The sequence below is a fragment of the Thalassolituus sp. UBA2009 genome (genome assembly GCF_002335285.1).
In the GTDB taxonomy this organism is placed as follows: domain Bacteria; phylum Pseudomonadota; class Gammaproteobacteria; order Pseudomonadales; family Oceanobacteraceae; genus Venatoribacter; species Venatoribacter alkanivorans.
Genome location: NZ_DDCJ01000032.1, coordinates 26,932 through 39,327, shown reverse-complemented (window position 1 = coordinate 39,327; position 12,396 = coordinate 26,932). Strand labels below are relative to the sequence as shown.

Below are 12,396 nucleotides of genomic sequence, written 5' to 3'. Positions count from 1 at the left end.
GCCTGGGTACGGCTCTTGGCGGCCAGTTTGACGTTAATTTTGCGGGCGTGGGTTTTAACCGTATGCAGGGAAATAAACAGCTGATCGGCAATTTCCTGATTGGACAACCCCTGGGCAATCTTGCGCAGAACTTCCAGTTCACGTTCACTGAGACTAACACTCAGCTCCGCCGGCTCACTGTCCGGACGCTGTGGCAGAGAATCACTGAGATTCGGCACCCAGACCAGCAGATCCAGACCAATTCCCTCACGCTGCAGCACACGACCCGACTGCAGGAAAATCTGCTGGCTTTCTGTGTGCTGATTCTGGGCGCGCAACGCGGCACCACGCAGTAATTGCAGCAGCATCATGCTCAGGTTGTTATTACGCTGGCGCAGCCAACTGTCGATTTCGTGCAGGCACTCAGCGGCTTTACCGGCCAGCAGATATAACCGGGCCTGGGTCGCAACCGCCAGTCCCGGCAGCATAGGAAATAACTCCGGCCGTGGCAGCTGCGCGCAGCTCTGTCCCTGTAACAGCTGATCAATGCAACTTTGTGCCCGGCTGAGCTTACCCTGAGAAATCCAGACATTGGCTTTCACCATGATCAGCCACTGGTAGCTGTCCACTTCGACCTGCCAGCGCTGCATAAGCCGCTCTGCACTGTCGAGGGCATTCAGTGCCGCGGCATAATCTCCGGCAGCAGTAAAACGCATCGCCATAATGGCATAGCCGTAACAGACGCACACATCATGAACCTGGGTACTGGCCGAAATGCCCTGCTGCAGGGTTTCATCCAATAAGGTGTCATCATGACCGCCAAGCCAGCGCAACACGGCACGGTAGAGCAGTAAACGACCGCGCGGTAAACGTTCGCCGTGCTCACCATAGCCACTCAGCAAGGCCAGGCCACGCTCAACGATTTCGCGGCTGTGAGCAATATGACCGCGATTCAGTTCAATGCGGGCGTAATCAAACAGTGCCAGCGCTTCCATCGCCGGAGCGTTATTCTGCCGTGCCAGATCCTGCGCCAGCCGGTTCCAGATACGTGCGCCATCGGCATCGTGCTGTGCCAGACGCAGCTGCGCCAGCGTTGAACTCATCAGAATCCGCAGGGTAAAACGAGCCGGCGGCAGATTTTCCAGCGCCTGCTTACACAAAGGTTCGGCCTGACTTAACTGACCTTTTAACCGCGCCAGATAGCCCTGCAAGGCAGCCTCTTCAAAGCTGGCCAGACACTGGCGTTGCAGCAGGCGGCTGATCATATCTTCGGCTTTTTCACGCTGATGGGTCAGCAACCACGACCAGGCGGCAATGGCCATCAGACGTGGCGAGGAGTACAGCAACCCGTCGCCCAGTAATTCAAACCATGACAACAGACCGGCGATATCCAGATTGGCCAGAATGGTTTCGGCCTCATGTTCAACCCAGTCCTGTACTTCCTGGCTGAGGCCCGCTGCACGGGCATGATGCAATGCAGCAACCGGCTGCTGTTGCTGACTGAGCCAGTCATAAGCCAGATGATGAAGATGACTGCGCTCCTGCTGGGGCAGCTGTCGCGCCAGCAGATCAGCCATCACCGGATGCATGCGGAACCAGCCCGCACGGTGCAGTTGTGGCTCAATAAACAGGTTCAGGCGTAAAGCCTGCTGCAACGGCTGATGGTAATCCGCCGAGCCGGTGCAATGCTGCAGCAGCTCTTCATTAAAACTGCCCAGCACCGCAGCCTGCTGCACAAACTGCTGCACATCTGCGGGTAAACGATGCAGGGTTTCACCCAGCAGATAATCGCTCAGCTCCTGTTGCGCCAGCTGTGCCGCCGGCTCCAGCGGTCGTCCGGCGGCGCGGTAACAGGCCAGCCAGATTGCCAGTCCGGCGGGCCAGCCAGCCAGTCTCCGGATCAATTGCTGAATCTGTTGCGGACTGATATCCACACCATGCAATAACAACAGCTGTTGGGTTTCATCATCGCTGAATGCCAGCTCGCTGACCCCCAGCCAGCCCAGGCCGGTATTCAGGCGTAAACGCCCGAGATGATTGGGTATATAACGCGACGCCAGCACCATGCTGACGCCCGCAGGCAACTGTTCAACAATCAGGTTCAGTACCTGCCAGCTGTCGCTGTCCTGCAGGCTGTGAACATCATCAAAACAGAGCAGCAGCGGCCGCTCAAAACTGGCCAGTTCCTGCAGCCACAACAACAATACCTGTTCAACATCAACATGCCCGCGACGTTTGGTTTCATGCCAGTGCGCCAGAGCATCGGTGGCCACGCCCGGCAGCTGACGTTCCGCCGCTTCGAGAAAATGGCGCAGGAAAAAAGCATCAGGGGTATCGCGGCTGTCGAGGGTCAGCCAGATAACGGAAGTACCGTGGCGTTCAGCCTGCCGCGCGGCATCGGCCAATAAGACGGTTTTTCCGTAACCGGCCGGGGCATTCACCCACACCACACGGGTCTGCTCCAGCGCCTCCAGTAACAAAGCCGCACGGTCAAGTGCGTGCAGCGGAGCATCCGGACGACGGCATTTAAGCGTCACCCAGGCGGCTACGGCTTTCTGATCGAGGGATTCCAGCCAGGGCGACTGTGGGGCATCGGGCTTTGCTGTAAACACCATGAAACTGTCTGACTCGGCTGACGGATCTGAAACCACCGTCGCTGGCTGACAACAACGATGTGCGGTGGTTGAGTTGCAAGCATATTACACGAAGTAAGGCGGTGGTACCCGTAACCGGCTGACAATGCGCTCAGGGCAGGCAAACAGAGGTAAGTGCGTCAGAATCCGCGCTTACGGCTGAACCAGATCCAGGCGCCGGATAACGCCAGAAATAACAGCATCAGTGCTGCAGCATCCACCAGCCATACCCCCCACGAGCCAAACCAGCGACCGGAGTGAAGATCCAGCAACACCCGCTGCCAGCTGATGGATTCATTGCGGGCAACCGCCAGCTGCGATGGTAAAAACTGCCGAGGTTGCGCGCGCTCAACCGGAACGGCAGCCGGTGTCAGCTGATAGCTGAGCAGATCCAGCGTAAACCAGCTGCTGGCAATATTCAGTTGATAGGCCCCATCACTCCAGACCACAGCCTTCAGCGGTTCTTCGCTGAATAATGAAGGCTCGAGCACATCAAGCAGTTGATTGCTGCTATCCAGCAACAGCCACTGGCTGCTGCAATCGACAAACTGCGAATCCTCACCCCGCGCATAGCCCTGCAGCTGACGGCAGTCGCCCAGTACCTGCTGACCGAGCCGCAGCTGACCATCGGCGCTCCACAGCCACTGAGCGTCCACAGCAAAGCCCTGCGGGCGACTGAGAGCATGCTGGTAAGGCGTCAGAATCAGGGCATTCTGAGGATAAAGGCGATCAAGGCCGGTGGTGGCAATATGATTCAGCAACAGGCCGGTTAAGGTCACCAGAATAATGATCAGTGCCGCCAGCAGACCGGCGCGGCGATGCCATTTGTGCAGCCAGAAGCGGAGTTGACGTCTAGTGGAGGTTTTCATCCGCAGAGGCTGCCCAGCGATCGAGAAGGAGCGCGAGTTTAGCAACTTTCTCCATACTGCGCACCGAGTAGGTGGCACCGGAAATGCCGTCGATATGACCGCTCAGCTCGCCATCATCGGTTAACTGCAACTGTGCAAACTGAGCGGTAAACACCGGCAGACGGATTTCATCACCACGGATTTCCCGGAAGACCATCACCTCAATCCGTTCGATCACACCCTGATGGGTCCGCACGGCAAAGGTAATGGGTTTTTCTTTGCCGGTTTCACTCAGCACCCATAAATTGTGGCCATTGTGCGTCCAGTATTTGACCCGCGCCTGACGCAGATCGTAACGGATAAGTTCCTGCGCCTGTTGTTTCTGCTCATTGCTCAGCCACAGAGTACGTGCCTCATGCCCGCTGGGAAACCACTCGCCCAGCAATTGTGGCAACGTCAGATAGGTGCCTTTGGCAAGTGCCTGCGGACTGGCGGATAACGCCAGCAGCAGAATAATGATCAACCGCATAGGGTTCGCTCTGGCCTGGGTTGGGCGCTTATCGGTCCGGGTCACGCTGCCATCATGGCGCCATCGGTGCAGGATGATTCAGAGTGTCCGGACCTGTCAAAGAACGATTTAATGGCCCCTGCACAGACACCGAAACGCATCTGCGGTTAAACGGGAGCACATTAAACGCGCATGTCGTCAGGGCCTGTTAACGCTCATTAAACAGGCCCGATTCGATCAGAACTGGTACCGCAGGCCAATATCAACGCTGCGTTCAGCACCGACATAAATGCCCTGACGCAGACTGGCAATGTACAGCTCGTCGGTCAGGTTTTTCACACTGCCATTAAGACTGAGTTTCTGATTAATCTGATATTGCGCATTCAGGTTAACCAAGGTGTAAGCATCAATCTGACCGGTGAAAAATCCCGAGGTGTTTTCTGCAATATCGCGGGTATTCAGCACATCGGTATATTGTGAACCGGTATGATGGGCACTCAGCGCTGTTTTAAAGTTTTCTGTCTGATAACCCAGTGTCAGGTTGGCTACAATTTCCGGTGTATAAGTTACACGGTTACCATCAGGAGTCGTCACCTGCGTGCCTGCTGAATTATAACGGTCACCCACAAAGCGCGCGTCTTTAATCCAGGTAGCATTGGCATCGATACTGAAGCCGGCTCCCAGCATCACGCCTACTCCGGCCTCGAGTCCCTGATGCAGAGTTTCACCGCCGTTTGTACGCTGGAAATCAGAATTGCTGTTCGCCGGAATAATCTGGTTATCGAAATTCATGCGGAAAGCGGCCACTTCGTAGCTGATCAGTCCCGTTGCACCGCGCAAACCAATTTCAATGTTACGCGAACGCTCGGCTTCCAGTTTCTGATCATCCAGACCATTCAGCGCGTCACCGTTAAGGGCGGGAGAAAAACTTTTATAAATACCACCGAAGATCTGAGCTGCGGCACTCATCTGCCACGTAGCCCCCACACCCGGCATTATTTCGGTATTACTGCTGTCTGCTTTGTTGTCAGCAGCGGCACGCAGATCTTTACGCTCCTGCGTATATTTTTCTACCCGAATACCAGGGGTCAGAGCCAGAGCATCGGTGAGCATAAAACGGTTCTGGGCGAAAACTGCAAGGGAATCGGCAGAATCCACAACGTCCTTGCCAATGGTGCCGGTGCGTGGCGTGGCACGAACAGCATTAATGGTTTGATCCTGCATTTCCTCGGTCATATAACGGATGCCAACTTCAGCTTCGCTGTCGATGCCAAAACTGCTGTGGCTGGCGTAAAGACGCGATTCCACACCGAAACGCTCGAACGCACGGTTATTTCCATTCAGGCTGTCGCTGTATACCCAACGACCCGATGCTGCTGAGCTCGCGCTATCCACACCGTAACGCCAGTAATCGCGATACATTTCGCTCCAGTACACCAGCGTATTGAGGCGCAAGGCATTACTGATCGTCCACTCATGGTTAAGGTCAAGACTGCGACGCTCGGTCAGAAAATAATCATCAGGAGCAGGGTTATACTGCTTACCGTCTTTATAATCCTGCAAAAACAGACCACGATAGGAAATATTGGCTTCATTATCATAATCGGTGTATTTAATTCCGAGCCATTGGTCAGTACCAACCGCCAAACCCGCTTTGAGCATGATATCGGTCATGTCATAGCCTTTATCCATAAAGCCATCACTTTCTGCTTTGGTCACAACCGCACCGAACACCGCTTCTTTCGAAGGTGCACTGCCGCCCAATTCAAGGGTTGCTTCATTGGTATTCCAGGACCCACTGCGCGCCGAAAGTACAACACCGTCTTCAGGCTGCTTGGTGACATAGTTGATCACACCGCCGATGGTGCTCGGACCATAACGCAGAGAAGCCGCACCTTTTAAAACTTCAATGCCTTCCATGCGCTGAATACGGGGATTGTAGTAACGACCATTGCCGACAAACAGTCCCGGGGCAACCGGCACGCCATCTTCAAGAATCAGGGTTTTATAATCCGCAGCACTCAGGCCGCGCACGCCGATATTGGCAACCACGGCGGATTCTTCTTCAGGCTTGACGACGACACCAGGCACACTGCGCAGGGCCTCTTCTGTCGAGCGCGGCTGCATGATTTCCAGCTGCTCTTTATCAACGACTGCAACCGATCCCGGTTGACGGGATGCATCGGTTTCAGCAGGTCCAACCACATTAATGGTGGGTAAACGAACCTGCTGCTCTTCCGCATTCACCGCGATATCGGCAGAAATCAGTGCAACGGCGACAGCGAGCAATACTGGGCGATTTGGGCGAGTGGTCATTACATGTTTGTCCTTGTGCAATGAATAGCAACGAAATTGTTGCGCACGATAGCACAAACGGGAATCACTTCAATATTCGAATGCTAATTATTGTTATTTATAGGCGTAACAAAATACCTTCCTTGCCGCTGAGCGACTGCCCTTGTGAAAAGCCTGCCGGGATTATCGTTCCTGTAACCGGGCCATAAAAAAACCAGCCCTGAGGCTGGTTTTGTCATGCAACGACAGGGCTTATGCCTGGGGCGCCGCTTCTTCCAGTAAAGGCTTGAGTTCACCTTTGGCGTGCATCTCGGTGACGATATCGCAACCACCGATCAGCTCACCTTTTACCCACAATTGTGGAAAGGTTGGCCAGTTGGCGTAAACCGGCAGGTTGGTACGGATTTCCGGGTTAGAAAGAATGTCCACGTACGCGAACTTCTGGCCACATTCCATAACCGCCTGCACAGTACGGGCAGAGAAGCCGCACATCGGCTGGTTTGGTGAGCCTTTCATGTACAGCAGAATGTCGTTGCTTTCGATCTGGTCTTTGATGACCTGCATGATATCCATAGGTCTTCTCTCTCAAACGTTGAATGGAAATTGCGGCGATTCTAACACAAAGCAGCAAAAGCCTGACAGCGCCACTGGGGTATCAGCCATCGGCGGTACTGCCAAAACCACCACCACCCGGGGTGTGGATACAGAACAGGTCACCGGCTTCCAGCTCGACACAGGCGCAGCCGGATAAGCGCTGCATCCGCCCCTGATGGCGCAGCACAAAGTTCACGCCAGGCTTGCCGTCACCGCCGCCCTGCAGGCCATGCGGCGCAACCTGACGGTGGCCACTGATGATATTGGCACGCATCGGCTGCAGAAAACGGATATGCCGCTCTACGCCATGACCGCCAGCATACTGCCCGGCGCCACCGGACTGTGGCCGCACATGAAACCAGTCGAGCACCACCGGAAAACGCTGTTCCAGAATCTCGGGGTCTGTCAGGCGCGAATTGGTCATATGGCTGTGCACCGCGCTGGCGCCGTCACCCTGCGCACTGGCACCGATACCGCCGCACAGTGTTTCGTAATACTGCAGCTGCTGATTACCGAAGGTGAAATTGTTATTGGTGCCCTGACAGCCGGCCATTAAGCCCAGCGCCCCCATCACCACATCCACCAGATACTGGGCCGTCTCGACATTGCCCGATACCACCGCCGCCGGATATTGCGGCGCAATAATGGAAGCCTGTGGCACCTTAACCGTTAACGCGCGGAAAAAGCCGGCATTCAGCGGCATGGGTTTGGCGACCAGCGCGCGGAAGCTGTACAGCACCGCTGCCATCACCACCGAGGTCGGCGCATTAAAATTACCGGGATGTTGCTTCTGTTCTGCACGGTATTGCGTACCGGAAAAATCGACCGTGGCATGGCGCTGCTGCCGGTCAACCTCAATGCGCACATTAAAGCAGGTGCCATCATCCATCTGCGCGCTGAATTCACCGGACGGTAAATCCGCCAGACACTCACGCAACGTCTGCTCGGCGTTATCCATCACATGCTGCATATAGGCCGTCACCTGTGGCAAACCATAGGCCGCACATAAGCGCTGTAATTCCGCTGCACCTTTTTCGCAGGCGGCCAGCTGAGCCATTAAATCGGTAATATTCTGATCCGGATTACGCGCCGGATACGTAGCCGCCGCCAGAACCTTACGGATCTCCTGCTCTTTAAGCTGGCCATCGCGCATTAAAATCAGGTTATCGAGCAGCACACCTTCTTCGTCGATATGGGTGCTTTCCGCCGGCATTGAGCCCGGTGTAATACCACCGATATCGGCATGATGACCACGCGCGGCGACATAAAAATCGGCTTTATTACCCGCCGTAAATGGCCGGATAAAAACCGGCTTAACCACCGTGACATCGGGCAAATGCGTGCCGCCGTTATAAGGAGTATTCAGCACAAAGGCATCGTCAGGGCGCATATCCGTATGCCCCTGCATCACCACTTTAATGCTTTCGCTCATTGAACCTAAATGCACCGGAATATGCGGCGCATTAGCGACCAGCTCACCATGGCCATCAAACAACGCGCAGGAAAAATCCAGCCGCTCTTTAATGTTCACACTGCTGGCGGTTTTCTCCAGCACAAAGCCCATCTGTTCGGCGACCGACATAAACAGATTATTGAATATTTCCAGCGTGACCGGATCGCGCTGAGCCAGACTACTGGCAGACGCCGGAAGTTCTTCACCCTGATCACTCAGCAATAACGCCCCGCTTTTTAACACTTCAAGCTGCCAGCCGGGTTCCACCACAATGGTGCTGTTGGCATCGGTTAATAACAGCGGGCCTGATGCAATAAAACCCGCCGCCAGCTGCGTACGCGCCAGTACCGGAACGCTGTGCCATTTCCCACCCAGATATAATGGTGCATTTTCCTGTGCAGTTTGTTCGCCGCTGGCAAAAGGAATTGCCGGAGCGCTGTTTCCGGCGGCTACCAACTCCAGCTGTACCGCATCTAAGCGCAGGGATTTATGAGCGGCAATAAAACCAAATAATTGCTGGTGCTGCTGTTCAAATTCGGCACGCATAGCGGCGGCATCGGCAAAGCTGACCAACAACTGGGTATCGGACCCCTCATAACGCAGATAGGCACGGCGTAATTCCTGTACCTGCACCTGTTTTTCAGCGTCCGGAGTGAAATCCGCCTGCTGCATTAACGCCGCGAATTTTTCTTCTGCGCGGGTCAGCGCCGCAGCATCGGTTAATGGTATTTCTACCGCGTCTTCGCCCAGCCAGCGCTGCTCAGCCAGACCGATACCAAAGGCCGATAACACCCCGGCCAGCGGATGCAGATACACCTGTTTAATATTCAGCTCGGCCGCCACCAGACAGGCATGCTGGGCACCGGCACCACCAAACGCGTTGAGTACATAATCGCGGATATCATAACCACGCTGCACCGATATTTTTTTCACCGCCGCGGCCATATTATTCACGGCAATACGCAGAAAACCGGCGGCTATTTCTTCTGGCGAATATTCCTGACCGCTGTCGTTGCGGATCTGTATTGCAAGCTCGCTGAATTTCTGCCGCACAATATCAGCATCCAGTGGCTGATTCTGTTCAGGACCAAACACATGGGGAAAATGCTGTGGCTGTAATTTACCCAGCAACACATTGCAGTCGGTGACGGTTAACGGACCGCCATTACGGTAACAGGCAGGGCCGGGATAACTGCCGGCGGATTCCGGCCCGACCTGAAAGCGGCCATCAGAAAAATGCACCAGCGAACCGCCACCGGCGGCCACGGTGTGAATATTCATCATCGGTACGCGTAGTTTTACGCCGTTAACCTCGGTCAGGGTTTCACGCTCAAGATCGTTATTCAGCGTACCGTTAAAATGACTGACATCGGTCGAGGTTCCGCCCATATCAAACCCGACAATGCGGTTAAAACCATCGGCCTGAGCGGTGCGTACCATACCGACCACACCACCGGCCGGGCCGGATAAAATCGCATCTTTCCCCTGAAAATTCTGCGCTGCACATAAGCCACCATTGGATTGCATAAACTGCAGTACCGTCGGCGGCAACGCCTGCTCCACCTGATTAACATAACGGCGCAATACCGGCGACAAATACGCATCAGCCACCGTGGTATCACCACGCGGCACCAGTTTAATTAACGGACTGACGCGGTGACTTAACGAAATCTGTTTAAAGCCAAGCTGGCGGGCAATATCACCGATACGAATTTCATGCTGCGGATATTTATAGGCATGCATCAGCACCACGGCGATGCTGCCGTAACCCAGTGAGCGCGCTTCAATTAACTGCACCAGCAGGGTTTCTTCATCCAGCGGATAATCCACCGTGCCGTCGGCCAGTATACGTTCAGGTACTTCGTACACCCGTTCGTATAACGGTTCTGGCTGCTCAATATGAATGGCAAAAATATCCGGGCGGGTCTGATAACCGATGCGCAGCTGATCGCGCAGACCTTTACTGATGCACAGTAAAGTGCGCGCACCTTTACGTTCCAGCAACGCATTGGTGGCCACCGTCGTGCCCATTTTTACACTGGCGATGGCGCTGTCGTATTGCGGATAACGGGCCTGCAGTTGACGGATGCCTTCAACCGCCGCATCAGCATAATGCTGCGGATTTTCCGACAGTAATTTATGGGTAATTAATTCACCGGCCGGTGTCAGCGCGACGATATCGGTAAAGGTGCCGCCGCGGTCGACCCAGAATTGCCATTGCCCGGAGTGCGCCGGCCTCTCAGCAGAAGAACCTGTGGCAGAAGAATCCACAGAGGAAAACGAAGAAACTGAAGACATGATTCCACCCGTAATTTACTGCCAGCGATCATACCAGCAAATAGCGGGATTCTTCAGAAACTGAACAGCGCCGCCGCCACCGGAATCAGCAACAGCAACAATGCCCGCCCTAACCAGCGGCGGGCACTGAGCAACAACAGGCGCAGTGCTTTTTCCTGCCCCAGACGCCGTTTTTGTGCTTTCTCTCCTGCCGCAGGCGGTTGCCGCAACAACTGGCGTAATTGCCAGAACAGCACCACTGACCAGCTGCCATACAACACAAACAGGCAGATACCCAGCAGCATCAGCGCCAGAATCAGCAACGGCAGTAAACTCATGAGCGCCGCCTCTGCCACAGTACAATGCCACCCACCAGCAACAGACCACCGGTCAGTAACAATGCCAGCGCCCACAGCAGCACACCGGGCAGGCCGAACACAAAACCGGTGTGCAGACCGTATTGCAGAAAACGCAGACTGATCAACGCCTGTTCTCCGGCGCTTTGTGATACCTGCGGCTCTGACGAGAGCGCCGGCCAGATATCCACCCGCTGCAATAAACTCAGATCGGCCGGGTGCAGAAAGAGATAGTGTTGCGGCACCAGACTGAGGCCATCGCGGGCAACCATACGTAACTGATAGTTAAAGGCCGGAGGCCGTGGCGTCACAATACCGGTCAGCTGATAGCCCGGCAGCAGAGCTTCTGCCCGGCTCTTTAAGGCCAGAAGATCGGGCACTGCCGTAACAGCATCCGCCGTCATGCCGGTTGCCACCGGCCCTGCCATTACCGTTTTCAGCGCCGGCTGATTGAGTTGCCCGGCGCTGAGCAGGCTGTACAGCGGCGCGCGCCAGGGCCAGCAGATACCGGTAATCACCATCACAATCAGCAGCGGCGTGATGTACAGACCGTTCAGTGCATGCCAGCGGCGCAGGCCATCGGCTTTGCCACTCAGTAAACGCTGCGGCAGAAAATGCTCGCGGCTGAGCTGAATCCGGTCGCCACGCACCAGCCAGAGTAACAGGCCAAGCAGACAACTGAGCGCCAGCAACACACTGCTGATCGCCACCAGCTGACGTCCGCCCTCACCCAGTAACAGCGTGCGGTGCAGTGACAGTACCCAGTTAAAAAAACCGTCGCTCAGGGGGCTCGCGCTGCCATCGGCGGCCAGCTCATACGAGCGGAAGCCGTCGGCGCAGCGCAGATACAGACGCGGCTGAGCAATCAGAGGTGAAGAAAGCCCCAGATAACTGACCGCACAACCGGAATGCTCTGCCTGCAACACCTCCATGCGTTGCTGCAGCCTTTGCGCCGCTGCCGGAGGCAGAGGCTCCGGTGCACGTAACCCCGTTTGTAATACCGGCTCCAGCAACAGCAGCAGTCCGCTGAGCAGAATAATCAGCAGCGGCAGGGCCAGCACCAGGCTGACCCACAGATGCAGGCGGCGAAACCAGTAATAAGCGGTCATTCAGAGACTCGTTGTCAGAAGCTGTGCTCGTACGCCAGCATCAGACTGCGGCCACGACCTTTGTAATAGCGCGCAGTATTACCGAGATCGGAGGTCTGTGCGTAGTAATCAAAGTAATCGCGGTTCAGCAGGTTACCGAGCGACAGGCTGGTAGTGCTGTTGTTGCCACGGTAGCTGACACTCATATCCACCAGCGCATAGCCAGCAAAAGACTCGGCATTGGCGTTGGCCTGACCGTGGAAGCTGCGGTCAAAGTAGTAAGTGCTGGCCAGACGCGCACTGGTGCGGCCATTCAGCTCGTAGCGGGCATAGGCCGAGAGTTTATCCGGGCTGATATTAGCCGC

The 12,396-nt window shown here is 55.5% G+C and carries 8 protein-coding genes and 1 pseudogene; all 9 read right to left on the bottom strand.

Annotated elements, in window-relative coordinates; all coding sequences use genetic code 11:
* Positions 1 to 2,594, bottom strand: a 2,594-nt coding sequence (locus B3P58_RS03705) for a LuxR C-terminal-related transcriptional regulator (protein ID WP_286716128.1), incomplete at its 3' end; no start/stop codon positions are given.
* A 158-nt stretch (positions 2,595 to 2,752) separates the two neighbouring features.
* Positions 2,753 to 3,481 (bottom strand): PepSY domain-containing protein, encoded by a 729-nt coding sequence (locus tag B3P58_RS03700; RefSeq protein ID WP_286716127.1) that lies wholly within the window; start codon positions 3,479 to 3,481, stop codon positions 2,753 to 2,755.
* A complete protein-coding gene (locus B3P58_RS03695) occupies positions 3,465 to 3,989 on the bottom strand; it encodes an FMN-binding protein (RefSeq protein WP_286716125.1) in 525 nt (174 codons plus the stop codon). The genes B3P58_RS03700 and B3P58_RS03695 overlap by 17 nt, the downstream gene beginning before the upstream one ends.
* A gap of 216 nt (positions 3,990 to 4,205) precedes the next feature.
* The gene (locus B3P58_RS03690) at positions 4,206 to 6,284 is read right to left on the bottom strand and encodes a TonB-dependent receptor family protein (RefSeq protein WP_286716123.1); all 2,079 of its coding nucleotides are present in this window, start codon (positions 6,282 to 6,284) and stop codon (positions 4,206 to 4,208) included.
* A gap of 231 nt (positions 6,285 to 6,515) precedes the next feature.
* Positions 6,516 to 6,836 carry a Grx4 family monothiol glutaredoxin gene (grxD, locus tag B3P58_RS03685; protein ID WP_145466297.1) on the bottom strand — a complete coding sequence of 107 codons (321 nt, stop codon included), beginning with the start codon at positions 6,834 to 6,836 and terminating at the stop codon, positions 6,516 to 6,518.
* 82 nt (positions 6,837 to 6,918) lie between these two features.
* Positions 6,919 to 10,608, bottom strand: a complete 3,690-nt coding sequence (locus tag B3P58_RS03680) for a hydantoinase B/oxoprolinase family protein (RefSeq protein ID WP_286716122.1) — start codon at positions 10,606 to 10,608, stop codon at positions 6,919 to 6,921.
* A 53-nt stretch (positions 10,609 to 10,661) separates the two neighbouring features.
* Positions 10,662 to 10,925, bottom strand: a complete 264-nt coding sequence (locus B3P58_RS03675) for a hypothetical protein (protein WP_286716121.1) — start codon at positions 10,923 to 10,925, stop codon at positions 10,662 to 10,664.
* Positions 10,922 to 12,052, bottom strand: coding sequence for a PepSY domain-containing protein (locus tag B3P58_RS03670; protein WP_286716119.1), 1,131 nt, complete (start codon positions 12,050 to 12,052; stop codon positions 10,922 to 10,924). The genes B3P58_RS03675 and B3P58_RS03670 overlap by 4 nt, the downstream gene beginning before the upstream one ends.
* Positions 12,053 to 12,066: 14 nt before the next feature.
* Positions 12,067 to 12,396, bottom strand: a pseudogene (locus B3P58_RS03665) (hypothetical protein); the annotation flags it as partial.